The following is a 24863-nucleotide window of genomic DNA, read 5'->3' as shown; positions in this document are numbered from 1 at the left end:
CAGCGGATGAAACTTCTCATTGTCGGCGGCTACGGAACCTTTGGCGGCCGCATCGTCCAACTGCTGGAGAATGAGCCGCGCCTGACGGTGATTGTTGCAGGCCGCTCGCTGGCCAAGGCGGAGGCCTGGTGCGGGAGCCGTGGCGGTGTCGCTGCGCAGCTGGTGCCGGCGGTGTTCGACAGGGATGGCGATCTCGCCGCGCAATTGGCGTCGTTGCGCCCCGACGCGCTCGTCGACGCCAGCGGCCCGTTCCAGGCCTATGGCGAGGGTCGCTATCGACTGATCGAGGCCTGCATCGCCAAGCGCGTCAACTATCTCGACCTCGCCGACGGCTCGGATTTCGTCGCTGGCGTGCCGGCCTTCGATGCAGCTGCGAAGCGGGCCGGGCTGTTCGTGCTCTCGGGCGTTTCCAGCTTTCCGGTGCTGACGGCGGCGGTGGTGCGCCGGCTGTCGTCGGACATGACGCGGGTCGACATGATCAGAGGCGGCATCGCCCCGTCGCCCTATGCAGGCGTCGGTGAAAACGTCATCCGGGCGATCGCAGGCTATGCCGGCCAGCCGGTTGCGCTGGTGCGCGACGGCATCAAGACGCAAGGCCACCCGCTCACCGAACAGATGCGCTACACCATTGCGCCGCCGGGCCGGGTGCCGCTCAACGACACGCTGTTCTCGCTCGTCGACGTGCCGGACCTGCGCGTGCTGGCGAAACTCTGGCCGCAGGCAAAAACCATCTGGATGGGCGCTGGACCGGTTCCCGAAGTCCTTCATCGCGCGCTGATCGGCCTTGCCTGGCTGGTGCGGATCGGGCTGGTCGGCTCGCTGTCGCCGCTCGCTCCGCTGATGTACTGGGCGACCAACCGGCTGCGCTGGGGCGAACATCGCGGCGGCATGTTCGTTGAAATCACCGGTGTCAGCCAGGCCGGTGCGCCGGTCAAGCGCTCGTGGCATCTGCTGGCGGAAGGCGATGACGGGCCACTGATCCCGTCGATGGCGGTCGAGGCGCTGGTTCGAAAGACGCTGGACGGCCGTGCACCTACACCCGGCGCACGTGCTGCAGTGAGAGATCTCGAGCTTGCCGACTACGAAGCCCTGTTTGCAGTCAAGACGATCCATACCGGCTTTCGCGACGACACGGACGCAAATCCGGATAGACAGCTCTATGCCGTCCTGCTCGGCGATGCCTGGCAGCGTCTGCCCGAGGAAATCCGGGGCATGCACGACTGCACGAAAATGGCTGAAGGTCGCGCCGGCGTCGAGCGCGGATCAAACATCCTTGGCCGGCTAACGGCATCGCTGGTCGGCTTCCCCAAGACGAGCGCCGATATCCCGGTCCGTGCCCGCTTCGACGTGGACAGGAATGGGGAGACATGGACGCGGACTTTCGGCAAGCATAGTTTTTCCAGCCGCCAGTTCGCAGGTCGGGGCCGTTCGCATCGCCTGCTTTGCGAACGCTTCGGACCACTGAGCTTTGCAATGGCGCTGGTGGCCGAGGAGGGAAAGCTGTCGCTTGTCCTGCGCCACTGGAGCCTGTTGGGGCTGCCGCTGCCGATGTGGCTCTGCCCGCGCTCGACATCCTACGAAACGGTCGAGGATGGCCGCTTCCGTTTTCATGTCGAGATTTCACATCCGCTCACCGGGCTGATCGTGCGCTATCGCGGCTGGCTCGTGCCCGTGGACTCGAATGGTTCCAGAGATGCAGTGTCGCTTGGTTCGTGCACTGGGTAGCGCCGTCGGCCAGCGTCTCCTTGCACAATGGCCGACCAGGCGCGAAAGTTTTTTCCTCAGCCTGTCGAAATCGGACATGGCCGCGCGACATACGTTCGGCCCGCAACGATGCGGCCCTGTAACCACGGGAGATGACCATGCAGTATCTGCTTCTTATCTATTCCAACGAAGCCGCCATGGCAGCGGCACCCAAGGAGGCGGCCGTCCAGATGAGCGCCGCCTACGGCGCCTATACCGAGGCGATGAAGAAAGCTGGCGTGTTCGTTGGCGGCGAGCGGTTGAGGCCGACGTCGGCGGCAACCTCCGTGCGGGTGGCCGGCGGCAAGACCAACGTGCTTGACGGCCCTTACGCCGATACCAAGGAACAGCTTGGCGGCTACTACATGATCGAAGTGCCGGACATGGACGCGGCGATTTCATGGGCGTCGCGCTGTCCTGGTGCCAGCGCCGGCACCATGGAAGTGCGGCCGATCTGGCCGATGCAGGAATACATGACAAAGTATACTGCGTGACCGCCACCGGATCAGATACCGCGCGGGCGGTCGCGGAGGCGGCCGCCCGGCAAAGCTACGGCAAGCTGATCGCCTATCTCTCCGCCCGGTCCCGCGACGTGGCCGGCGCCGAGGACGCGCTCGCCGATGCCTTTGCCGACGCGCTCGAACGCTGGCCGCGAACCGGCGTGCCTGACAAGCCGGAAGCCTGGCTGCTGGCGGTGGCGCGGCGGCGCCGCGTCGATGCGGTGCGGCGGCGGCTGACCAGCGAGGCCGGCCGTGATCATCTCAAGCTGATCGCCGAGGAGGTGGAGGCGCGCATGACCGATGAAGATCTGCCCGACGAACGGCTGCGGCTGATGTTCGCCTGCGCCCATCCGGCGATCGAATCGAGCGTGCGAGCGCCGCTGATCCTGCAGACCGTGCTGGGCTTCGACGCTGCGGCGATCGCTTCCGCCTTCCTGGTCTCACCGGCAACGATGGGTCAGCGCCTGGTGCGCGCCAAGACCCGCATCCGCGAAACCGGCATTCCGTTCCGCGTGCCGGAGCGGGCCGAACTCGGCGAGCGGCTGGACGCGGTGCTGGAAGCCATCTACGCGACCTTCGCCGAGGGCTGGTCCGATCCGGCTGGCACCGAGACGCGGCGGCGCAATCTCGCCACCGAGGGCATCTGGCTCGGCCGGCTGGTGGCTTCGCTGCTGCCAGATGAGCCGGAGGCGCTCGGCCTGCTGTCTCTCATGCTGTTTGCCGAAGCGCGCCGCGCCGCGCGGCGCGATGCGGCCGGAGATTATGTGCCGCTCGCCGAACAGGATTGCGCACTCTGGGATCACGCCTTGGTCGACGAGGCGGAAGCTTTGCTCTGTCACGCCGCCACCAAGGGCCTCGTCGGCCGCTACCAACTCGAGGCAGCCGTGCAATCCGCCCATGCGACACGCCGGCGGACGGGGCGCACCGACTGGGTGGCGATCCGCGAGCTTTACGACGCGCTGCTTTCGGTCGCCGGATCGCCGGTGGTGGCGATCAACCGCGCGGTGGCGATAGCCGAAGCCGAGGGCGCCGCGGCGGGACTGGCGGCCCTCTACGTGCTGGGCGACGACAAGCGGCTTGACGACTATCAGCCTTATTGGGCAGCCCGGGCGGGTCTGCTGGCCAGGTTGGGTCAGGTCCAGTTGGCGACCGAAGCCTATGAGCGGGCGATCGGCCTCGAACGCGATCCGGCGGTGCGCCGCTTCCTGCAGGGAAAACGGGCCGCGCTCCGAAATTAAGCTTCGCCGCCGGTTCAGATCGGCCACATCTCGTGCGCCGTGTTGAGCTTCTTCATCAGCGGATGGTCGCGCAGCTTGGCCCACAGCCGTTCGATGTTCGGCCAGGCCGTACGCGCTTTGTCGACGTCGGGATGCCAGGCCACCAGCATGACCAGATAGATGTCGGCCAGCGACATCAGGTCGCCGACCAGCCAGTCATGGCCTTCGAGAGCGGTATCGAGAACGGCAAAGCCGCGATCCATCTCGGCAACGGCCGCCTGCTTGACCGCCTTCGTGCCGTCGGCATCGGACGTATAGCGGCTCGCGTAGTAGAAACGCAGCACCGCCGGATAGAGAACCGACGACATGAAGGCCATCCAGCGCAGGAAGTCGGCGCGGGCGGGCGCGTCGATCGCCGGCGCCAGTCTGGCGTCGGGATGGCGTTCGGCAAGCAGGACGCAGATCGCCGCCGATTCGGTGATCGAGCGGCCATCCGGCAAGGTCAGCACCGGCACCTGGTTCAAGGGACTGATGGCGAGGAAGGCCGGATCGGGCTGGTCCGTCTTGGGAACGTCGATCTGCTCGAATGGCGCGTTCGCCAGTGCCAGTGCCGCCTCGACGACGAAGCCGCCGCTGCCCGGACGGGTGTAGAGCTTGTACATGAATTCCTCCCCCGGCCCGCTCAAGGCAGGCCGGGGGCGATATGAACCGGAAGCGGGGTCATGCTCAAGCCGGTGGCGGTCGCCACGGGCGGATTTTCAGCGGGCCAGCATCAGAGCGGAACCTTTGATGCCGGAGGGGGCACGAAGGATCGCGGCGAATCTATCCTGGGCACGTCCAGAAACTAAGCCCCCAGCCCCTCGAACAGGATCGTCGACAGATAGCGTTCGGCGAAGTCGGGAATGACCACGACCAGGTTCTTGCCCTTGTTCTCCGGCCTTGAGCCGACGACGATTGCCGCCTGCAGGGCCGCGCCCGACGAGATGCCGACCGGCACGCCTTCGAGGCGGGCGACGAGGCGCGCATTGGCGACGGAATCTTCGTTCGAGACCTTGACGATCTCGTCATAGATCGTGGTGTCGAGGATCTTTGGCGCAAAGCCGGCGCCGATGCCCTGGATCTTGTGCGGGCCGGGCTGGCCGCCCGACAGCACCGGCGAGGCTTCCGGCTCGACGGCGACGACATGCACCGAGGGCTTGCGCTTCTTCAGCACCTGGCCGACGCCGGTGATGGTGCCGCCGGTGCCGATGCCGGCGACGAAGATATCGACCTCGCCATGGGTGTCGTTCCAGATTTCCTCGGCCGTCGTCTTGCGATGGATTTCCGGATTGGCCGGGTTCTCGAACTGCTGCGGGATGATCGCGTTGGGGATCGTCGCCGCCAGTTCATCGGCCTTTGCGATGGCGCCCTTCATGCCCTTCGGTCCTTCGGTCAGCACCAGCTCCGCGCCGAGTAGCGCCAGCATCTTGCGGCGCTCGACCGACATTGTCTCGGGCATGGTCAGGATCAGCTTGTAGCCCTTGGCGGCGGCGGCGAAGGCGAGCGCGATGCCGGTGTTGCCGGACGTCGGTTCGACCAGCGTCGTCTTGCCGGGAGAAATCTTGCCGGCGGCCTCCAGCGCCTCGATCATCGCCACGCCGATGCGGTCCTTCACCGAGGCGATCGGATTGAAGAATTCGAGCTTGGCGATGAGATTGGCGACGATGCCCTTTTCCTTGGCGAACTTGTCGAGCCGCACCAGCGGCGTGTCGCCGATCGTGTCGGTGATGGAACTGTAGACGCGGCCGCGACCGGGCACGCGGGCGGAGGTGACGGGCTTGTTCATTGGTTTCGCTCCCAGAACTTCAGGCAAGTGAGGATTTTCGGGCAAATGGCACTGCAGCCGGCAAGATAGAGCCTTCGGTCGCGCAAGATAGACTGTCGACTGAAAATATCCGAGTGGGACCCGTGTCTAAAACGCCCCGGTCTCGGAAAAGCATTTCCCGGAAAAGCCCGTCCCGGGAATATTTTGGCCGAAAGAGCCCTACTGACGGGCGGCGATCACCGCCGCGGCGCCGACTATGAAGCCGGCGGCGGTGCGGTTCAGCGCCTTGAGCGCGCGCGGCGACTTGAGGAACCAGCGCGCCTTGGCCGCCAACGCCAGATACGGCACCAGCACCACCAGAAGCACGACGATCGTCAGCGCGACGAGAATACCATAGTCGGCCAGCGTGATGGTCTTCAGGTCGACGATGGTCGGCGTGATGGCGAGATAGAAGATCATCGTCTTCGGATTGCCGAGCGTGACGGTGAGACCGGCGACAAAGCTCGACAGCAGCCCGCCCCTGCCTTTCCTCGCCTCGACCGTCTCGGGCGTGATGCCGCTGTTCCAGAAGCGCCAGCCAAGGAAGGCGAGATAAGCGACACCCAGCCATTTGATGGCGAGAAAGACCAGGCCGAAGGTCTGCGCGACAAAGGCGAGGCCAAGCACCACGGCGGTCAGATAGGTGAGGTCGCCTAGCATCAGGCCGAAGGACATTGCCAGCGACGAGCGGAAACCCGACCCGAGCGCACGCGCGACGAGCGCGGTGATGCCGGGGCCGGGAATGGCGGCGGCGATGCCGAGAGCGGCGCTGTAGGCGAGGAATCCGGTGAGGGTCATGGCGTTGGTCTCGGATCAGACTGCCTTGTCGCATGGAACGGACCAGGGTTGAATTCCCTGGGCGGTGGAATCCATTGCACCAGATATCGCCGCGACACGCGCAGGCCCCGGCCGCTTCGCGGCCACTTTCTCCCTCCGCCAAGCAGGATCAGGAACGAGCGCCGCCATAGGTGACGCGCCAGATGGTGCCGTTGCCATCTTCACTGACGATCAGCGCGCCGTCGCTCGCCACCGCCACGCCGACCGGCCGTCCCCATACCTCGCCATTGGAGATGACGAAGCCGGTGATGAAATCCTCGTATTCGCCGGTCGGCTTGCCATCCCTGAACAGCAATCGGACGACCTTGTATCCGGTCCTGTTGCCGCGGTTCCACGAACCGTGCAGGGCGACAAAAGCGTCGCCCTGGTACTCCTTGGGAAAATTCTTCCCGTCGTAGAAGGCGATGTTGAGCGGCGCCGAATGTGCCTGCATCAGCACATCGGGAACGGTCGCCTTGCCGGCAAGATCGGGGCGTTCGCCCTTGTGGCGCGGATCCTCGTTGTTGCCGATATAATACCAGGGCCAGCCATAGAAGGCGCCCTGCTTGATGACTGTTGCGTATTCGGACGGCACATTGTCGCCCAGCGCATCGCGCTCGTTGACCACGCACCACAGCGCGCCGGTCGCCGGCTGAACCGTCATGCCCGAACAGTTGCGCAGGCCGGTGGCGACGATGCGGCCATTCTTGCCGTCCGGATCGAAGGCCAGCACATCGGCGCGGCCATCCTCGGAACCCCAGGCGGCACCCAGCGGCTTTGACGTCGCCCACGCCGCGAGCCCACCCTGCGGCGCCTTGCCCATGTCCTCGCCGACATTCGATCCCGAGCCGACCGACAGATAGAGCGTCTTGCCGTCGGGCGAGAAAACGATGTCGCGGGTCCAGTGATGATTGGCAGGGATGTTGTCGACGATGGTTTCCGGGTCGCCGGCGGCCTTCAGGTCACCCTTGCGGTAGGCAAAGCGCACGATGCTGTCGCTGTTGGCGACATACACCCATTGCGGGTTGTTGCCCGGCGGGTAGAAGGCAATGCCATAGGGCTGGTTGAGGTTGCCGGCGAAGATGCCGTCCTCGACGGGCCTGGCGCTGCCCTCGCCCAGGCGATAGACGCGGACCTGGTTTGCCTCGCTGTCGGCGACGAACAGGTCGCCGTTCGGCGCGACGCGCACGACGCGCGGATTGTCGATGCCCGACGCGACCAGCTCGGCCGAAAAGCCCGGCGGCAGTCGCGGCTTGGCACTTGCCGGCCTTTCGGCGAGGCCGGCGCTGTTCGAAGCGGATTTGGTCACGTAGGGCTTCGGCAGGTCTTCCGGCTTGATCAGGCGGCGCACCCCCGGCCTGTCGGCACGCCAGTCGCCGAAGGCGGCCGCGCCCTTCAGCACCGGCTGATCCGCCTGCTGGGCGAATGCCGCGGTGATGAGGAACAGTGCGGGAAGCACCAGCCGGGCCAATCGGATCATTCCGTCCTCCACTTGGTCACGAAGGAGAGTAACGGCCGGTTTGCTCTTGGGTTCCGCCTCGCACGATGAGTTGAAGGACGTGACGATCCGATTTCGGGCTCAGTTCCCGGCGGCGTAAAAATCGTCGTCGAGACGTTTTTCCAGCGCGACGAGATCGGCCGGCAGCGGCAGGCCCATGGCCCGCATTTCCCGCAGTTTTTCGCGCAACTGTTCCTGGATTTCGTGCTGGTCTTCCGGCTGGTTGACCATCTCCTCCAGCAGCAGGCTGATCCGGGCCTTGAGTTCTTCGAGCGCCATCATCGTCTCCTCGGTTAGCCCGGCTCAACGGAGCATGCGGGAAATCAGCTGTGCGGTATAGTCGACCATCGGCACGATGCGGGCATAATTCAGCCGCGTCGGACCGATGACGCCAAGCGCGCCAACGACGCGCGCATCCTTGTCGCGATAGGGCGCGACGACCAGCGACGAGCCCGACAGCGAAAACAGCTTGTTTTCCGAGCCGATGAAGATGCGCACGCCCGACCCCTCCTCGGCAAGGTCAAGCAGCTGGATCAGCCCATCCTGCGTTTCCATGTCCTCGAACAGGTGCCGCAGCAGTTCGATGTCGGCCTGGGCGGTGACGTTTTCGAGCAGGTTGGCGCGGCCGCGCACGATGAGGCGCGCCGGCAGGCCGCTGTCGGCGCCAGCCCACACCGCCAGCCCCTTTTCGACCAGGTCCTGCGACAGCGTGTCGAGCGCCGCCCTGGTCTCTTCCTTGATGCGGGCGATCTCCACCCGCGCCTCGGCCAGCGTCCGGCCACGGATATGGGCGTTGAGGAAATTCGACGCCTCATGCAGTTGCGAGACGGTGATGCCGGCGGGCAGGTCGACGACGCGGTTTTCGACGTCGCCATTCTGCGACACCAGCACCGCCAGCGCCTTGGTCGGCTCGAGCTGGATGAATTCGATGTGCTTCAGCGCCACCTCATTCTTGGCGGCAAGCACCAGGCCGGCGCCGCGCGACATGCCCGACAGCATCTGGCTGGCCTCGGTCAGCATGTGTTCCAGCGTCGCGCCAGAGCCGGACGCCCTCACCTGCGCCTCGATGGTGCGGCGCTCCTCGTCGGAGAGGTCGCCAAGTTCCATGAAGGCGTCGACGAAGAAACGCAGACCCGCCTGGGTCGGCAGCCGGCCGGCGGAGATGTGCGGGGCGTAGATCAGGCCGAGATGCTCGAGGTCGCTCATCACATTGCGAATGGTGGCGGGCGACAGCGAGGACGGCAGGATGCGCGACAGGCTGCGTGATCCCACCGGCTCCCCGTCCCTGAGATAGGAATCGACGATGCGCCGGAAGATGTCGCGCGAGCGCATGTCTAGCGATTGAAGCGCGGGCGACTGCGAACTGGGATCGACGGCCTTGGTCATTGCGGGCAAAAACCTCTGTACCAAGGATATAGACTTCACCACGGCCCGCGCAACCCGGTGTCTGCGTCAGATCACCCGGTGTCTGCGTCAGATCCCCCCGGTGTCTGCGCCTCAGATCACCCGGTGTCCGCGCCTCGGATCACCCGGTGTCTGTATGAGATCACCCGGTGTCCGTGTGGGGTCTTCAGGCCATTTTCCTTTGCGCCATGCGTCCCATGCGGCTACAAGCCGGCCAAGATTCCGAAAAATGACAAGAAAGCAGCCTGAATGCGCCCTTCCAAACGCCAATTCGACGAAATGCGCGCCATCTCCTTCGAGCGTGGCGTCTCCAAGCACGCCGAAGGTTCGTGCCTGGTGAAGTTCGGCGACACCCATGTCCTGTGCACGGCAAGCCTCGAGGAAAAGGTGCCGGGCTGGATGCGCAATTCCGGCAAGGGCTGGGTGACGGCGGAATATGGCATGCTGCCGCGCTCGACCGGCGAGCGCATGCGCCGCGAGGCTTCCGCGGGCAAGCAGGGTGGCCGCACGCTGGAAATCCAGCGGCTGATCGGACGCTCCTTGCGCGCCGTGGTCGACCTGCAGGCGCTGGGCGAACAGCAGATCACTGTCGACTGCGACGTCATCCAGGCCGATGGCGGCACCCGCACCGCCTCGATCACCGGCGGCTGGGTGGCGCTGCACGACTGCCTGCGCTGGATGGAGGCGCGGCAGATGGCCAGCGTCGCCAAGGTGCTGAAGGATCATGTCGCGGCCATTTCCTGCGGCATCCATGACGGACAGCCGGTCATCGACCTCGATTATATCGAGGATTCCGCGGCCGGAACCGACGCCAACTTCGTCATGACCGGCAAGGGCGGCATCGTCGAGATCCAGGGCACCGCCGAGGGCGAGCCGTTCTCCGAGGAACAGTTCGCGGAATTGATGGGATTGGCCAAGAAAGGCATCCAGCGCCTGGTCAGCCTCCAGCAGATGGCGGTGGCGTAAGCTCCGGTTGTATTGATGAGGTTGGCGATCCTTCCCACCCCCCTCTGGCCTGCCGGCCATCTCCCCCGCAAGGGGGGAGATCGGTTGTGCCGATGGCCTTCGCCAATTTCCAAAGCAGCAGAAAGCGCAGCGAGGCCGAAGCTTCAAATCTCCCTGCTTGTGGGGGAGATGGCCGGCAGGGCAGAGGGGGTGCCTCATGACTCCCTCTGCAATTCTGGAATCGGCTCTCTACGTCACCGATCTTGACGCCGCTGAGAAGTTCTACACCGGCGTCCTCGGCCTCAACCTCCTCGGCAAGGTCGAGGCCAGGCATATCTTTTTCCGCTGCGGCCCCGGCGTGCTGCTGGTCTTCAATGCCGAGGCGACCAGGGTGCCGCCGGCGCCCGACGCCCGGCTGCCGGTGCCGCCGCACGGCGCGGTCGGCGAGGGCCATCTCTGCTTTGCGGCGACCGCCGACGAAATCGCCGGCTGGAAAGCGCATCTCGAGGGCAAGAAGATCGCCATCGAAAGCGAATTCGAGTGGCCGCAAGGCGGACGTTCGATCTATATACGCGACCCCTCGGGCAATTCGATCGAGTTCGCCGAGCCAAGAATCTGGGGCCTTTGATGCATTCTCTTGACGGAAAGAAGATCGTCGTCGCCAGCCACAATGCCGGCAAGCTGCGCGAATTCGCCGACCTGATGGCGCCGTTCGGCTTCGAAGCGAAATCGGCCAAGGAGTACGGCCTGCCGGAGCCTGACGAAACCGGCACCACCTTCGAGGAAAACGCCTACATCAAGGCACTGGCCGCCGCGAAGGCCACCGGCCTGCCGGCGCTGTCGGATGATTCCGGCCTGTGCGTCGACGCGCTCGACGGCGCGCCCGGCGTCTACACCGCCAATTGGGCCGAAACCCCGGATGGGTCGCGCGATTTCGGCATGGCCATGCAGCGCACCGAAGTGGCGCTGCAGGAAGTCGGCGCTGCCTTGGCCGAGCAGCGCAAGGGGCGCTTTGTCGCCGTCATCTGCCTGGCGTTTCCCGACGGTGACGCCGAATATTATCGCGGCGAGGCCGAAGGCACGCTGGTCTGGCCGCCGCGCGGCGAACTCGGCTTCGGCTACGACCCGGTGTTCCTGCCGAATGGCTTCGACAAGACCTTTGGCGAGATGAGCGCCGAGGAAAAGCACGGCTGGAAGCCTGGCCAGGCCACGGCGCTGTCGCACCGCGCCCGCGCCTTCCAGAAGTTTGCCGAAGCACGATTGAATCTGGCCAGATTGGGCTCGACATGAGCATGCTGCTCGACCGGACGCCCGGCTTTGGCGTCTACATCCATTGGCCGTTCTGCGCGGCCAAATGCCCCTATTGCGACTTCAACAGCCACGTCCGCCACCAGCCGGTCGACCAGGAGCGCTTTGCCGACGCCTTCGAGGCGGAACTGGCGACCATGCGCCAGCGCACCGGGCCGCGCGAGGTGACCAGCATTTTTCTCGGCGGTGGCACGCCGTCGCTGATGAAGCCGGAAACCGTGGCCAAGGTCCTCGACGCGGTGGCGAAGAACTGGACCGTTCCGGATGGCATCGAGGTGACGCTGGAGGCCAATCCGTCCTCGGTCGAGGCCGAGCGCTTTCGCGGCTACCGGGCGGCGGGCGTCAACCGGGTCTCGCTCGGCGTGCAGGCGCTGAACGACAAGGATCTGCGTTTCCTCGGCCGGCTGCACAATGTCGAGGAAGCCCTGCATGCGATCGGGCTCGCGCGGGACATATTCCCGAGGCTGTCCTTCGACCTGATCTACGCACGGCCTGGCCAGACGCCGGAGGCTTGGGCATCGGAGCTTGAACAGGCGATCGGCCATGCCGCCGATCATCTGTCGCTCTACCAGCTGACCATCGAGGAGGGCACGCCCTTCCATGCACTGCATGCGGCGAAGAAATTCGTCATTCCCGACAACGACCATGCCGCCGACCTCTATGCGCTGACGCAGGAGATCACCACGGCGCACGGCCTGCCGGCCTATGAGATTTCCAACCACGCCAGGCCGGGCGCCGAAAGCCGGCACAATCTGACCTACTGGCGCTATGGCGAATATGTTGGCGTCGGCCCCGGCGCGCATGGCCGCTTTGTCGAGAACGGCCGCCGTACGGTAACGATCGCCGAGCGGATGCCGGAAACCTGGGCCAACCTGGTCGAGGCCAAGGGCCATGGCGTCACCGGCGGCGAGATCCTGACCCGCTCCGAAGAAGCAGACGAGTTCCTGCTCATGGGCCTGCGGCTGGCGGAAGGCATCGACCTCTCCCGCTACGAAGCATTTTCCGGCCGCGGCCTGTCGAGCGCGCGGCTGTCGATGCTGCAGGGCGAGGGGCTGGTGGCGCCGATCGGCAATGCTCGGCTCCGCGCAACCCCGGCCGGCATGATCGTGCTCGACGCCGTGGTGGCCGATCTGGCGCGCTGAACAACCTTGAAGACCGTCCTCTTCGTCTGCAGCCAGAACCGCTTGCGCAGCCCGACCGCCGAGCAGGTGTTTTCCAGTCGCAGGGCCATCGAGGTCGCGTCGGCGGGAACCAACCACGATGCCGACACGCCACTGACGCATGAGCTGGTGGTGTGGGCCGACATCATCTTCGTCATGGAAAAGGCACACCGTGCCAAATTGCAGAAGAAATTCAAGGCCAGTCTGAAGAAGGCCAAGGTCATCTGCCTCGATATACCAGACGACTATGAATTCATGGACCCGGACTTGGTGCGGCTTCGGCTGAATAATTCGCGCCGTCGTCATCCTCGGACCCGAGGATCCATGCCGCGACCTGCGCCGGCGGCGGGAGCAGAATCCAATCGCGGAGGCGCGGAGGCCTTGCGGAAGTCAGGCGTCGTGCTTGTGGCGGTGTTTGGCGCGGTCTTTCTCGGCGAGTGGCTCTCCGGCGCGAACCGGCTTGGCATCGACCTTGTCGCGGCGGGCGCGATGCTGGTCGCCTATCGGATGCGATGGAACGCCCTCGCGAGCGCTTTTTGTTTCAAGACGGGTGATGAAAATATCGAAGCGATTGGGCATCGTCCGGTCAGTGCTCCGTCGTGCTGTCGGGTTCGGTGTCGGAAAGCCTGATGTCCGCTGGCAGGGCGCTCGCGGCCAGCTCGTTGGTCAGGCTGCCTTCGGTCCTGGCAGGCAGGCGCCTGTCCTTGGGTGCGGCAAAGCGCTTGCGGACGGCATAATAGGGCGTGAAAGCGTCCTGTATCTTCAGGCTGTCCATCCTGTCCTCCTCGGAATCAGGGGCTAAATCTGCCAAACCCGGTTTCGTTCCTTACTGTGGCAAAGGAATGGCGGGAATTTCACTTCGCTCGACGCTTTTGCAACCGGGCGTGAGCCGTGCCAAACAGGGCCGAACGGAGAAGGCATCAGTGACCGGCGAAACGGGCAAGCGCAGCTATGTGGTCGGGCAGACCGAGATCGCGGCCCGTCCGCTCGAACCGGCGCTGTATCTGGTGGCGACGCCGATCGGCAATCTGGCCGACATCACGCTGCGCGCGCTGGAGACGCTGGCCGCCGCCGACATCGTCGCTTGCGAGGACACGAGGGTGTCGCGCGTGCTGCTCGACCGCTATGGCATTCGCCGCCGCACCACGGCCTACCACGAGCACAATGCTGGCGAGGCCGGGCCGAAACTGATCGCGGCACTGCAAGCCGGACAGAGCGTGGCCCTGATCTCGGACGCCGGCACGCCGCTTGTCTCCGATCCAGGCTACCGGCTGGTGGGCGAGGCGCTCGAGCATGGCATTCGCGTCGTGCCGATCCCGGGCCCGTCGGCCCCCCTCGCGGCGCTGACGGCCTCCGGCCTGCCCTCCGACGCCTTTCTGTTCGCGGGGTTCCTGCCGGTGAAGACGGGCCAGCGGCTGACACGGCTGGAAGCCTTGAAGGCCGTGCCGGCGACGCTGATCTTCTTCGAATCGCCGCGCAGGCTGGCCGAGTCCCTCGGCGCCATGGTCGAAGCGCTCGGCGGCGGCCGAAGAGCCGCGATTGGCCGGGAATTGACCAAGACCTTCGAGGAGATGCGCACCGGCACGCTGCAGGAGCTTGCCGACCACTACGCGGCGGCCGATACGCCGAAGGGGGAGATCGTTGTTTGCGTCGGCCCGGCCGAGGCCAAGGCAGACGAGCCGGCCGACATCGATCGTCTGCTGTTGTCGCTCGCCGCCGAAATGCCGGCCTCCAAGGCAGCGGCCGAAGCCGCGAAGATGACCGGCGGCCAGAAGCAGGCGCTGTATCGGCGGCTGCTGGAGCTCAAGGACAGACCATGATCCCGAAAAGTGGAAACCGGTTTTCCCCGACAAACGGTTCCGTTTGTCCAGAGATCATGGTCAGACAAAATTCCGGAGAAGGCGATGGTGGCTGAGCGGCCGAGTGCCAGCCGCCAGAAAGCCTATCGGCGCGGCCATCGCGGCGAGTGGCTGGCCGCGGCGGCGCTGATGCTGAAGGGCTACCGGATCCTGGCACGCCGCCATCGCACCCGCTTCGGCGAGATCGATCTGATCGCGCGGCGCGGCGATCTGGTGCTGTTCGTCGAGGTCAAGGCACGGCGCACGCTGATCGAAGCTATGGAGGCGATCGGCCATGAATCGGAACGCCGCATCGAGGCGGCCGCCGACATCTGGCTGTCCCGTCAGCCCGACTATGGCAAGCTCTCGATGCGTTTCGACATGGTCGCGGTGCTGCCCTGGCGCTGGCCGGTGCATGTCGAGAACGCGTTTTATGGAAGGAATTGAAGGCCGTCGCTCGCCCTTCGCAGGCTCAGGGCGTTCGTCGTTCGGAAAGCCAAGCAATTGGCTTTCCGTCCGCTTCGCGGAACACTCCTCACCCCCAAACCATCAGCGCCACCAGCCCGACGATCCCCACCACCAGCCGCCACCAGCCGAACAGCGCGTAGCCGTTGCGTGAGACGTAATCGAGCAGGTACCGGACGACGACCAGTGCCGTGACGAAGGCGGCGACGAAGCCGATGGCGATGATCGGCAGGTCGGCGCTGCTCAGCACGTTGCGGTTCTTGAACAGGTCGAAAGCGAAGGCGCCGACCATCGTCGGGATGGCGAGGAAGAAGGAAAACTCGGCCGCCGCCCGCTTGTCGACGCCCAGCAGCAGCGCGCCGACGATGGTCGATCCCGAGCGCGACGTGCCGGGGATCAGCGACAGGCACTGGAAAAGCCCGATCTGCAGGTAAAGCCGGGTCGGGAACCGCTCGACGTCGCGGTAGACCGACTTGAGGTTCATGCGGTCCACCGCCAGCAGGATGACGCCGCCGATGATCAGCATGATGCAGATCAGCCGTGGCGATTCGAACAGTACCGTCTTGATGAAATCATGCGCCAGCGCGCCGATGATGGCCGCCGGCAGGAAGGCGATCAGGATGCCGATGACGAAATGCCGGGTCAGCCGGTCATGCGGCAGGTCGAGCAGCATCTGCCACAGGCGGCGGAAATAGACGCTCAGGATGGCAAGGATGGCGCCGAGCTGGATCAGGATCTCGAAGGCCTTGCCGGTCGAATGGAAGCCGAGGAAATGGCCGGCGAGCAGGATATGGCCGGTCGACGAAACCGGTATGAACTCGGTCAGCCCCTCCAGCAGGCCGAGCAGCAAGGCTTCGACGATGGTCTGGCTTTCCATGGCTACCTCGGCATTGGCGTGACGGCTGACAGAACGGTTTGCTTGTCATGGCCCGCAAGTCCCCCTATAGGTCGCAACACCATGACGGCCCGCTAACCGGGCGGCCAAGACTTACCGGTGCGCCCGGCGATTCGCCAGTGCGCTTTATCATCGCGGAACCATGCTGACGCTTTTCCATCATCCCATGTTCGCCACCTGCCGCTTCGTCCGCCTCGCTTTCGGCGAGTATGGCGAGGAGCTGGCTTTGATCGAGGAAAAGCCGTGGACCCGGCGCAAGGAGTTCCTGGCGCTGAACCCGGCCGGCACGCTGCCGATCCTGCTGGCCGAGGGCGATGTGCCGATCGTCGGCGCGACGGTGATCGCCGAATACCTCGATGAAACGCGCGGCGTCTTGAAGCGCGACAAGCGGCTGTTCGCCGAGGACCCGATGCAGCGCGCCGAAATCCGCCGGCTCATCGACTGGTATCTCAACAAGGCCGAAAGCGAAGTCACCCGGCATCTGGTGCGCGAACGCGTGCTGAAGCCGATTATGCCGGAAACCGCCGGCGGCGGCTCACCCGATTCGGGCGCGATCCGTGCGGCGCGTGCCAACATCCGCCAGCATATGAAATACACCAACTGGCTGGCCGGCACCCGCCATTGGCTGGCCGGCAGCAGGGTCACCTACGCCGACCTCGCGGCGGCGGCGACGTTGTCGGTGCTCGACTATCTCGGCGAGATCGACTGGCGCGAGCACCCTGCTGCGCGCGAATGGTACACGCGGGTGAAGTCGCGGCCCTCCTTCCGGCCGCTTTTGACCGACCGGGTGCGCGGCCTGTCGCCGGTGTCACATTATGCGGACCTCGACTTCTGACGCGTCGAAACTGCGCGCGCTGATCGACGCGGAGGCGCATCGCGCCGGCTTCGATGCCGTCGCCGTCACCACTCCCGATGCAATCCCGCTGGCGCCGGCCCGCCTCGCCGAATTCGTTGCCGACGGCTTTCACGGCTCGATGGACTGGATCGCCGAGACGATTGCGCGCCGCGGCGAACCGACCGCACTCTGGCCGCAGGTGCGCTCGATCATCGTGCTGGCGATGAACTACGGCCCCGACCATGATCCGCGCGAAGTGCTGGCCAAGCGCGACCGTGGCGCCATCTCCGTCTATGCGCAGAACCGCGACTACCATGACGTGATGAAGGGCCGGCTGAAGGAAATCGCCGGCAAGATCGTGGCGCGCGCCGGCGGCGACGTGAAGGTGTTCGTCGACACCGCGCCCGTCATGGAAAAGCCGCTGGCCGAGGCCGCCGGGCTTGGCTGGCAGGGCAAGCACACCAACTTGGTCAGCCGCGAACATGGCTCCTGGCTGTTCCTCGGCACCATCTTCACCACGGCCGAACTCGTGCCCGACCGGGCGGAGATCGACCATTGCGGCTCTTGCCGCGCTTGCCTCGACGCCTGCCCGACCGATGCTTTCCCGGCACCCTACCGGCTCGATGCGCGGCGCTGCATTTCCTATCTCACCATCGAGAACAAGGGGCCGATCCCGCATGAATTTCGCGAGAAGATCGGCAACCGCATCTATGGCTGCGACGACTGCCTCGCCGCCTGCCCGTGGAACAAGTTCGCCAAGACGGCTTCCGAGGCCAAGCTCGCCGCGCGCGACGATTTGCGCGAGCCGTCGCTTGCCCAGCTGTTGCAACTGGACGATGCGGCGTTCCGCGCCTTGTTCTCCGGGTCGCCGATAAAACGCATCGGCCGCGATCGTTTTGTCCGCAACGTGCTGATCGCCGCCGGCAATTCCGGCGACGCCTCGCTTGCCGGCGCCGTGTGTGTCTTGCTGGATGATGCCTCGCCGCTGGTGCGGGGCACGGCAATATGGGCGCTGGCGCGGCTGGTGCCCGAGGCTGAATACTACGAACGGGCCGCGACCGGCCTGAAGACCGAGGGCGACGGGGCCGTGCGCGATGAATGGCGTCTGGCGCGGCCAAATCCAACCGGGACACATGCATGAGCGAACGCCAGATCCTCATCTTTGGCGCCGGCTATTCCGGCAAGGCCTTTGCCCGCGCCAACAAGGATGCCGCCACGATCCTCGGCACGACACGCTCGCCGGAGAAATTCGAGGCGCTGCGCCAGGCCGGCATCGCGCCGCTGCAGTTCGATGGCGCGCTGACGGGCGAAATCGGCGATGCGTTGAAGCAAACGACGCATCTGGTGATTTCGGTCGCTCCGGAAGAGGCCGGCGATCCGGTGCTGAACGCCGCCCGTCCGGCAATCAGCCAGATGCCGGCGCTGGAATGGATCGGCTATCTCTCGACCGTCGGCGTCTATGGCAATTATGACGGCGCATGGGTCGATGAAACGGCGCAATGCCGGCCGGTGTCGAAGCGCTCGGTGATGCGGGTTGAGGCCGAGCAGGACTGGCTGAAACTCGGCCGGGGCATCGGCCGGCCGGTGGCGATCCTGCGCCTTTCCGGCATCTACGGACCGGGCCGCAACGCGTTGGTCAATCTGGAGAACGGCACCGCAAGACGGCTGGTCAAGCCCGACCAGGTGTTCAACCGCATCCATTGCGACGACATTGCCGGCTCGCTCTGGCAGCTCATCGGGGGCAATGCCGGCGGCATCTTCAACGTCACCGACGACTTGCCGGCACCGCCGCAGGATGTCGTCGCCTATGCCGCGTCGCTGATGGGTGTCACACCGCCACCCGAAATTCCCTTCGACGCCGCCCAACTTTCGCCCATGGCGCGATCCTTCTATGGTGAGAACAAGCGGGTCGCCAACGCGGCGATCAAGGCGGCGGGCTATCGCTTTCGCTTTCCGGATTACCGCTCGGCTCTCGACCATATGTGGGCAAGCGGCGACTGGCGCGACGGCGAGCCGCGCAGCCCGATGAAGCGCTAGCGATCGTAGCCGGCGGCGCGGCGTGATATGATTCGGGTTGCCGTTCAGCGGTTCGCGGAGGGAAAGGTCGCATGATGTCATCGGTTCCGTCGCCGTTGGGCAGCAGGACAATCCTGGCCGCTGCGTTTGGCCTGGCCGTCCTGGCCGGGCTCGCCGCGTGGCCGGCAGCGGCCGAGGAACGGGCGAAGGACCTGTTCGGCGCCAAGAAACTGCCGGCGGCGACATCGGCACAGTCGATCGGCTTCTACTCCAAGGGCTGTTTTGCCGGCGGCGTCGCCATTCCCATGGACGGTCCGACCTGGGAGGTGATGCGGCCGTCGCGCAACCGCCGCTGGGGCCATCCGGCGATGATCGCGCTGATCGAGAAACTGTCGCGCGACGCCGCCGCCGACGGTTGGCCGGGACTGCTGATCGGCGACATTTCGCAGCCGCGCGGCGGTCCGATGATGACCGGCCACGCGTCGCACCAGATCGGGCTCGACGCCGACATCTGGCTGACGCCGATGCCCAGTCGCCCGCTGTCGATGGCGCAACGCGAAAGCATGAGCGCCACCTTGATGGTCGACGAGAAGACGCATCTGGTGAAGGACGCGCTGTGGACGCCACAGCACACAAACCTTCTGAAGCGGGCGGCGAGCTACCCCGAGGTCGAGCGCATCCTGGTCAATCCCGGCATCAAGAAAAAGCTCTGCGACACCGTCAAGGGGAATCGCTCCTGGCTGCGCAAGATCCGGCCGTTCTGGGGCCACGACTATCATTTCCACATGCGCATCGGCTGCCAGCCGGGCTCGCCAAACTGCAAGGCGCAGGAGGCGACACCGGGCGATGATGGCTGCGGCAAGCCGTTGGCCTGGTGGTTCACCGAACAGCCCTGGCGTCCCAACAAGAACCCCGATGCGCCGAAAGCCCGCGACCTCATGACGATGGCGAACCTGCCCAGGGAATGCCGCGCCGTGCTCGACGCGCCGGGGCCGGCCTCGGTCGAGGCCGCTACCTATCACGGCGGCGCCGTCCCGGTCGCGGTCGCCGCGCCCGAGCCTGAGGCGCCGTCCGTGCCCGCAACCACGGCCAGTGGCACGGCCGGCTTGCCGGCCTCGATGAACGCCTTCACCGCGACACCCGAGGTTGGCGTCCCGGTGCCGCGGCCACGGCCGCCTGGCAACTGACGTCAGGCAAGTCGCTCCAGCTTCCAACTTGGGCTGGAGACGAGTTGGTCGCTGATGTCAGCGCTGCCCCTCATCGCCCTGCCGGGCACTTCTCCCCGTATAGTGACGGGGAGAAGGGGGCTGGCCGAAACCTCGGCGCCCTTCTTGCAACCCCGATGATTAGCGAGTCCGGTGTTGAGAGCGCCCCTCTCCCCGTCACTATACGGGGAGAGGATGCCGGCAGGCAGGTGAGGGGCGGCACCGGCGCTCGGAAAGATGGAGGACCAATTCGAAACCTGAAACGAACTGCCGCCGAAGCAGCTTTCCCTTTTCAAACTCATGCGCTAGTCAACGGGAGAACGGCGACACGCCGTCAGGGGGCGCCGGGGACGGACGAGAGCATGCCAGGCACAGGCGATGACGATACTTTGCTGCGGTTTCCGATCCTGATCGGCGACATTGGCGGCACCAATGCGCGCTTCTCGATCGTGCTCGACGCCAATTCCGAGGCCGGTGAGCCGACCATCGTCCAGACCGCCAACTACAACACCATAGACGAGGCGATCCAGGCGGCGGTGCTCGACCGCTCGTCGGTTCGCCCCAATTCAGCGGTGCTGGCGGTGGCCGGCCCGGTGGATGGCGACGAGATCGAGCTCACCAACTGCCCTTGGATCGTCAAGCCCAGGCAGATGTTCGCAAGCCTGGGCTTGAGCGACATCGTCGTGCTCAACGATTTCGAGGCACAGGCGCTGGCCGTCGTCGCGCTCGGCGAGGAGCACATGGAAAAGATCGGCGGCGGGGCGCCGGAGCCCAATGCCGGGCGCGTGGTGCTCGGTCCCGGAACCGGGCTCGGCGTCGCCGGACTGGTCTATGCGCTGCGTCACTGGATACCGGTGCCCGGCGAGGGCGGCCATATGGACATCGGCCCGCGCACGCCGCGCGATTTCGAGGTTTTCCCGCATATCGAGAAGCTCGAGGGCCGCATTTCGGGCGAGCAGATCCTGTGCGGACGCGGCCTCGTCAACGTCTACCGGGCGGTGGCCAAGGCGGACGGCAAGCCGTCGCCCTTCACCACGCCGGCCGAGATCACCGCAGCAGCGCTGGCCAAGACCGATCCCGTCGCGCAAGAAGCGCTGGAGACCTTCGTCACCTGCCTCGGGCGCACCGCCGGCGACCTCGCTCTGGTGTTCATGAGCCGGGGCGGCGTCTTCCTCACCGGAGGCATCGCGCAGAAGATCGTGCCGGCGCTGAAAGCCAGCAATTTCCGCGCCGCCTTCGAAGACAAGGCGCCGCACAGCGCCCTGATGCGCACCATGCCCGTCTACGTGATAACCCATCCGCTGGCGGCGCTCCTGGGCCTTGCCGCCTATGCCCGCAACCCCTCGCTGTTCGGCGTCCAGACGGCGGGCCGGCGCTGGCGCGACGAAGTTAGTCAAGCCAAGGCATAGGCAAGCCGGCTCCTTGGCGTTAAGAGGGGTGCCAAATTGCCCGGCGGCGGGAAGCTGAAACCTACGAAGCGCTCCGATTTGACACTTCCACCTCCCAACCTGTCGAAACCCCGTGCGGGCGAGATCGTGGCGGTCATCCGCCGCATCCTCGAGGAGAACGGCCGCGACTATCGAGGGGCGTATATTTTCACGATCCTCTGCCTGCTGACCGTGTCCGCGACGACGGCCCTCTCCGCCTGGATCATGAGTCCGGTCGTCAATCAGATCTTCTATGAAAGGCGCGGCGATCTGATCCCATGGATCTGCGCCGCACTTCTGGGGGCTTTCATCCTGCGTGGGCTTGCCGGCTATGGCCAGGCGGTGACGATGGCCAGGATCGGCAACAATCTGGTCGCGCGCTACCAGCAGCGCATCTTCAACCATCTGATGAAGCTCGGCGTCAGCTTCTTCAACGACACCCGTTCCGGGCGGCTGGCGGCGCAGATCAACGAGAACGTCAACGGCATTCGCGACCTCCTGTCGATGACGGTGACGTCGATCGCGCGCGACGCCGTCTCGCTGGTCGGTCTGGTCGGCGTCATGATCTATCAGGATCCGGTGCTGTCCCTGAGCTCGCTGCTGATCGGGCCGCCGCTGATCTACACCGTCACCTACCTGATGCGCCGGGTGCGGCGCATCACCCGCGAATCGGTGCAGATCAACTCGCGGCTGATCGGCGCCATGCAGGAGGCCACGCAAGGCATCGCCATCGTCAAGGCCTTCACCATGGAGGACGAACTGGCGCGCCGCATCGGCAAGCTTGCCAACGACGCGGAACAGCGGTCGAACAAGATCGCCCGCGTCTCGGAACGGCTGACGCCGATTTCCGAGATGCTGGCCGGCGTCGCCTTCGCCAGCGTCATCGCCTATTCGGGCTACCGGGCCACCGTTCTTGGCCAGCCGCCGGGCGCGGTCTTTTCCTTCATCACCGCGCTGACGCTCGCCTATGATCCGGCCCGCCGGCTGGCGCGCATGCAGGTCGGCATGGAGCGCGCGCTGGTCAATGCGCGCATGATCTACGAGCTTCTCGACCTGGAGCCGCAGCAAGGTGATGTGGCGGGAGCCGCCGAGGCGAAATTCACCTCCGGCGAAGTGCGTTTCAACAACGTGTCCTTCCGCTATGTCGAGGAGGCGCCGGTGCTGCAGGATCTGACCTTTGTCGCCGCCGCCGGCAAGGTGACCGCCATCGTCGGCGCCTCGGGCGCCGGCAAGACGACGCTGGTGGCGCTGCTGCAGCGCTTCCACGACGTCGAGGCCGGTACGATCGAGATCGACGGCCAGGACATCTCGAAGGTCACCAAGCAGTCTCTGCGCAACTCGATCGCCTATGTCTCGCAGCAGCCCTATCTGTTCGAAGGCAGCATCCGCGACAACATCCGCTACGGCCGGCTGAGCGCCACCGACGCCGAGATCGAACAGGCCGCGCGGCAGGCGGCGGCCGACGATTTCATCCGCCAGCAGCCGCAGGGCTATGACACGCCGGTCGGCGAGAACGGCGTGACGCTGTCGGGCGGCCAGCGCCAGCGCGTGTCGATCGCCCGCGCCATCGTGCGGCAGGCGCCGATCCTGCTGCTCGACGAGGCGACATCGGCGCTCGACAACGAGGCCGAGGCGCGCGTCCAGCAGGCGCTGACGACGGTCATGGAAGGGCGCACCACCATCGTCATCGCGCACCGGCTGTCGACGGTGGTCAATGCCGACCACATCGTCGTCATGGAACAGGGGCGGCTGGTCGAGGAAGGCACCCATGCCTCGCTGATGGCCGATCCGCACAGCGTCTATGCGCGCTTCCACAGGGTGCAGGGCATCAAGGGCCTGGGGCTTGTCGACGACGCCGCGCCGATCCAGACTTCGGCGCCAATCCCATCACAAGACATCGAGACGCAGAGCATCGCCGGGAGCACGACATGAGCGACACGCCCGCTACGCCAGCAACCGATATGGGCCTCGTGGTGGTCGGCGCGGCCGGCCGCATGGGCCAGACGCTGATCCGCGCCATCCATACCATTCGCGGCGCGCGGGTCATCGGCGCGGTCGAGCGTGCGGATTCGCCCCATCTGGGCAAGGATGCCGGCGAACTGGCCGGCACCGGCCGCATCGGCGTGCCGATCAGCGCCGACCCGCTGCCGGTTTTCGCCAGGGCCGACGGCGTGCTCGATTTCACCACGCCAGCCTCATCAGTCGAGTTCGCCGGCTACGCGGCGCAGGCGCGCATCGTCCATGTCATCGGCACGACCGGCTGCTCGGCCGAAGACAATGCGAAGATCGAGGCGGCGGCGCGCCACGCGACGATCGTCAAGTCGGGCAATATGAGCCTCGGCGTCAATCTGTTGGCGCTGCTGGTCGAACAGGCGGCGCGCGCGCTCGACGCCGACGATTTCGATATCGAGGTCCTCGAGATGCACCACAAGCACAAGGTCGACGCGCCGTCGGGCACGGCGCTGCTGCTCGGCGAAGCCGCCGCCGCCGGACGCGGCATCGCGCTTGCCGGCAATGACGTGCGTGTCCGTGACGGCCACACCGGCGTGCGAAAAGTGGGCTCGATCGGCTTTGCCACGCTGCGCGGCGGCTCGGTGGTCGGCGATCACAGCGTGATCCTGGCCGGCACCGGCGAGCGCATCACGCTGGCCCACCATGCCGAGGACCGCGCCATCTTCGCTCGCGGCGCCGTCAAGGCGGCGCTTTGGGCGCGTGGCCGCAAACCGGGACTGTATTCGATGCGGGACGTGCTCGGCCTCAGCTGAGCGGCCAATCTGCAAAATTTGCTAACCTGAAGGGAGCAAACATGTCGAGAACCCTCGTGCTCGTGCGCCACGGCCAGAGCGAATGGAACCTGAAGAACCTGTTCACCGGCTGGCGCGACGTCGACCTGACCGAGCTGGGCCACGCCGAGGCCAAGGCCGCCGGCCAGAAGCTCAAGGCGCGCGGCCTGAAATTCGACATCGCCTTCACCTCGGCGCTGATCCGGGCGCAGAAAACCTGCCAGCACATTCTCGACGCGGTCGGCCAGAGCGACCTGAAGACCATCCGCGACCAGGCGCTCAACGAGCGCGACTATGGCGACCTTTCCGGCCTCAACAAGGACGATGCCCGCAAGAAGTGGGGCGAGGAGCAGGTGCATGTCTGGCGCCGCTCCTATGACGTGTCGCCACCCGGCGGCGAGAGCCTGAAGGACACCGGCGCCCGTGTCTGGCCCTACTACCTGCACGACTTGCAGCCGCATGTGCTGCGCGGCGGCACGGTGCTGGTCGCCGCGCACGGCAACTCGCTGCGCGCGCTGATCATGGCGCTCGACGGCAAGTCGGGCGAGGAGATCGTCAAGCTGGAGCTCGGCACCGGCGTGCCGATCATCTACACGCTCAACGCCGATTCCACCGTGGCTTCCAAGGAAGTGCTGGAGAGCTGAGCCGGCAAGCGGCAAACCGCTTTGAAAAAAGCGCGTTGACACACATCGCTTGCCCGCTTACATGAGCCCGCACCAGCCCAGATGGCGGAATTGGTAGACGCGCACGGTTCAGGTCCGTGTTCCGCAAGGAGTGGAGGTTCGAGTCCTCTTCTGGGCACCAAATTCTCGTTTCGGACAGTCCGAAGCAGTTCAGACGACCAGCAAAAAGCCCGGGTTTCCCCGGGCTTTTTTGTTGCCTGTGCCCTGTGGCGTCCGCAGCCGTGCGTTGGTACCGCCGCATTTGTTTTGTATCTCCGTTGGTATTGCGGCCGCATTCGCGGT

The 24863-nt window shown here is 65.7% G+C and carries 25 protein-coding genes, 1 tRNA gene and 2 pseudogenes; 20 read left to right on the top strand and 8 right to left on the bottom strand.

Features of this window, described 5'->3' with window-relative positions; genetic code table 11:
- Window positions 1-6: 6 nt before the first annotated feature.
- The 3 genes from AC56QP_RS18340 (at window position 7) to AC56QP_RS18330 (ending at window position 3481) form a co-directional block, all read left to right on the top strand.
- Window positions 7-1725, top strand: coding sequence for a saccharopine dehydrogenase family protein (locus AC56QP_RS18340; protein ID WP_489858668.1), 1719 nt, complete (start codon window positions 7-9; stop codon window positions 1723-1725).
- Window positions 1726-1862: 137 nt separating this feature from the next.
- Window positions 1863-2237, top strand: a complete 375-nt coding sequence (locus AC56QP_RS18335; protein ID WP_489858669.1) for a YciI family protein — start codon at window positions 1863-1865, stop codon at window positions 2235-2237.
- On the top strand, window positions 2234-3481 hold the full coding sequence (locus tag AC56QP_RS18330; protein WP_489858670.1) for an RNA polymerase sigma factor: 1248 nt from the start codon (window positions 2234-2236) through the stop codon (window positions 3479-3481). The genes AC56QP_RS18335 and AC56QP_RS18330 overlap by 4 nt, the downstream gene beginning before the upstream one ends.
- Before the next feature lie 14 nt (window positions 3482-3495).
- Here AC56QP_RS18330 and AC56QP_RS18325 read toward each other — a convergent pair whose 3' ends face one another.
- From AC56QP_RS18325 to hrcA, 6 genes are all read right to left on the bottom strand, one after another.
- A complete protein-coding gene (locus AC56QP_RS18325; protein WP_489858671.1) occupies window positions 3496-4122 on the bottom strand; it encodes a glutathione S-transferase family protein in 627 nt (208 codons plus the stop codon).
- Between the two features lie 182 nt (window positions 4123-4304).
- The gene (cysK, locus tag AC56QP_RS18320; protein ID WP_489858672.1) at window positions 4305-5285 is read right to left on the bottom strand and encodes a cysteine synthase A; all 981 of its coding nucleotides are present in this window, start codon (window positions 5283-5285) and stop codon (window positions 4305-4307) included.
- 198 nt (window positions 5286-5483) lie between these two features.
- A complete protein-coding gene (locus AC56QP_RS18315; protein WP_489858673.1) occupies window positions 5484-6101 on the bottom strand; it encodes a LysE family translocator in 618 nt (205 codons plus the stop codon).
- Window positions 6102-6249: 148 nt separating this feature from the next.
- The gene (locus tag AC56QP_RS18310) at window positions 6250-7599 is read right to left on the bottom strand and encodes a PQQ-dependent sugar dehydrogenase (protein ID WP_489858674.1); all 1350 of its coding nucleotides are present in this window, start codon (window positions 7597-7599) and stop codon (window positions 6250-6252) included.
- A gap of 99 nt (window positions 7600-7698) precedes the next feature.
- On the bottom strand, window positions 7699-7896 hold the full coding sequence (locus tag AC56QP_RS18305; RefSeq protein ID WP_489858675.1) for a hypothetical protein: 198 nt from the start codon (window positions 7894-7896) through the stop codon (window positions 7699-7701).
- Window positions 7897-7920: 24 nt separating this feature from the next.
- On the bottom strand, window positions 7921-9003 hold the full coding sequence (gene hrcA, locus AC56QP_RS18300) for a heat-inducible transcriptional repressor HrcA (RefSeq protein ID WP_091575825.1): 1083 nt from the start codon (window positions 9001-9003) through the stop codon (window positions 7921-7923).
- Window positions 9004-9270: 267 nt separating this feature from the next.
- On the opposite strand from hrcA, the gene rph reads away from it, so the two are divergent.
- From rph to AC56QP_RS18270, 6 genes and pseudogenes are all read left to right on the top strand, one after another.
- Window positions 9271-9987, top strand: coding sequence for a ribonuclease PH (gene rph, locus AC56QP_RS18295; RefSeq protein WP_489858676.1), 717 nt, complete (start codon window positions 9271-9273; stop codon window positions 9985-9987).
- A 196-nt stretch (window positions 9988-10183) separates the two neighbouring features.
- Window positions 10184-10594: a VOC family protein gene (locus tag AC56QP_RS18290; protein ID WP_489858677.1), complete on the top strand. Its 411-nt coding sequence runs from the start codon at window positions 10184-10186 to the stop codon at window positions 10592-10594.
- Window positions 10594-11256, top strand: coding sequence for an RdgB/HAM1 family non-canonical purine NTP pyrophosphatase (gene rdgB, locus AC56QP_RS18285; RefSeq protein WP_489858678.1), 663 nt, complete (start codon window positions 10594-10596; stop codon window positions 11254-11256). The genes AC56QP_RS18290 and rdgB overlap by 1 nt, the downstream gene beginning before the upstream one ends.
- Window positions 11253-12416 carry a radical SAM family heme chaperone HemW gene (hemW, locus tag AC56QP_RS18280; protein ID WP_489858679.1) on the top strand — a complete coding sequence of 388 codons (1164 nt, stop codon included), beginning with the start codon at window positions 11253-11255 and terminating at the stop codon, window positions 12414-12416. The genes rdgB and hemW overlap by 4 nt, the downstream gene beginning before the upstream one ends.
- 6 nt (window positions 12417-12422) lie before the next feature.
- Window positions 12423-12713 (top strand): annotated as a pseudogene (locus AC56QP_RS18275) (low molecular weight protein tyrosine phosphatase family protein); the annotation flags it as partial.
- 108 nt (window positions 12714-12821) lie between these two features.
- Window positions 12822-12941 (top strand): annotated as a pseudogene (locus AC56QP_RS18270) (EamA family transporter); the annotation flags it as partial.
- 79 nt (window positions 12942-13020) lie between these two features.
- On the opposite strand, the gene AC56QP_RS18265 reads toward AC56QP_RS18270, so the two are convergent.
- The gene (locus AC56QP_RS18265; RefSeq protein WP_489858680.1) at window positions 13021-13209 is read right to left on the bottom strand and encodes a hypothetical protein; all 189 of its coding nucleotides are present in this window, start codon (window positions 13207-13209) and stop codon (window positions 13021-13023) included.
- A gap of 148 nt (window positions 13210-13357) precedes the next feature.
- On the opposite strand from AC56QP_RS18265, the gene rsmI reads away from it, so the two are divergent.
- Both rsmI and AC56QP_RS18255 read left to right on the top strand, forming a co-directional pair.
- The gene (gene rsmI / locus AC56QP_RS18260) at window positions 13358-14254 is read left to right on the top strand and encodes a 16S rRNA (cytidine(1402)-2'-O)-methyltransferase (protein ID WP_497100407.1); all 897 of its coding nucleotides are present in this window, start codon (window positions 13358-13360) and stop codon (window positions 14252-14254) included.
- A gap of 87 nt (window positions 14255-14341) precedes the next feature.
- Window positions 14342-14719 (top strand): YraN family protein, encoded by a 378-nt coding sequence (locus tag AC56QP_RS18255; RefSeq protein ID WP_489863568.1) that lies wholly within the window; start codon window positions 14342-14344, stop codon window positions 14717-14719.
- 88 nt (window positions 14720-14807) lie between these two features.
- On the opposite strand, the gene AC56QP_RS18250 is transcribed toward AC56QP_RS18255, so the two are convergent.
- Complete coding sequence (locus tag AC56QP_RS18250; protein ID WP_489858681.1) at window positions 14808-15614, bottom strand: undecaprenyl-diphosphate phosphatase; 807 nt, start codon at window positions 15612-15614, stop codon at window positions 14808-14810.
- 160 nt (window positions 15615-15774) lie between these two features.
- On the opposite strand from AC56QP_RS18250, the gene AC56QP_RS18245 reads away from it, so the two are divergent.
- The 9 genes from AC56QP_RS18245 (at window position 15775) to AC56QP_RS18205 (ending at window position 24702) form a co-directional block, all read left to right on the top strand.
- The gene (locus AC56QP_RS18245; protein ID WP_256754214.1) at window positions 15775-16467 is read left to right on the top strand and encodes a glutathione S-transferase family protein; all 693 of its coding nucleotides are present in this window, start codon (window positions 15775-15777) and stop codon (window positions 16465-16467) included.
- Window positions 16448-17608 carry a tRNA epoxyqueuosine(34) reductase QueG gene (queG, locus tag AC56QP_RS18240; protein ID WP_489858682.1) on the top strand — a complete coding sequence of 387 codons (1161 nt, stop codon included), beginning with the start codon at window positions 16448-16450 and terminating at the stop codon, window positions 17606-17608. Before AC56QP_RS18245 ends, queG begins: the two co-directional genes overlap by 20 nt.
- Window positions 17605-18504, top strand: a complete 900-nt coding sequence (locus tag AC56QP_RS18235; protein ID WP_489858683.1) for an NAD(P)-dependent oxidoreductase — start codon at window positions 17605-17607, stop codon at window positions 18502-18504. The genes queG and AC56QP_RS18235 overlap by 4 nt, the downstream gene beginning before the upstream one ends.
- Window positions 18505-18575: 71 nt before the next feature.
- Window positions 18576-19670, top strand: coding sequence for a penicillin-insensitive murein endopeptidase (gene mepA, locus AC56QP_RS18230; protein ID WP_489858684.1), 1095 nt, complete (start codon window positions 18576-18578; stop codon window positions 19668-19670).
- Window positions 19671-20050: 380 nt separating this feature from the next.
- Window positions 20051-21097 (top strand): glucokinase, encoded by a 1047-nt coding sequence (locus AC56QP_RS18225; RefSeq protein ID WP_489858685.1) that lies wholly within the window; start codon window positions 20051-20053, stop codon window positions 21095-21097.
- A gap of 78 nt (window positions 21098-21175) precedes the next feature.
- Entirely contained in the window at window positions 21176-23047 is a 1872-nt protein-coding gene (locus AC56QP_RS18220) for an ABC transporter ATP-binding protein (protein ID WP_091575811.1), read from the top strand.
- Entirely contained in the window at window positions 23044-23880 is an 837-nt protein-coding gene (dapB, locus tag AC56QP_RS18215; RefSeq protein WP_489858686.1) for a 4-hydroxy-tetrahydrodipicolinate reductase, read from the top strand. Before AC56QP_RS18220 ends, dapB begins: the two co-directional genes overlap by 4 nt.
- Before the next feature lie 41 nt (window positions 23881-23921).
- A complete protein-coding gene (locus AC56QP_RS18210) occupies window positions 23922-24542 on the top strand; it encodes a 2,3-bisphosphoglycerate-dependent phosphoglycerate mutase (RefSeq protein ID WP_091575809.1) in 621 nt (206 codons plus the stop codon).
- A gap of 75 nt (window positions 24543-24617) precedes the next feature.
- Window positions 24618-24702, top strand: a tRNA-Leu gene (locus AC56QP_RS18205).
- Window positions 24703-24863 lie beyond the last annotated feature (161 nt).

Source organism: Mesorhizobium sp. RCAM 05104, from assembly GCF_059683645.1.
The sequence above is the reverse complement of the archived record's forward strand: the minus strand, read 5'-3'. Positions and strand labels throughout refer to the sequence as shown.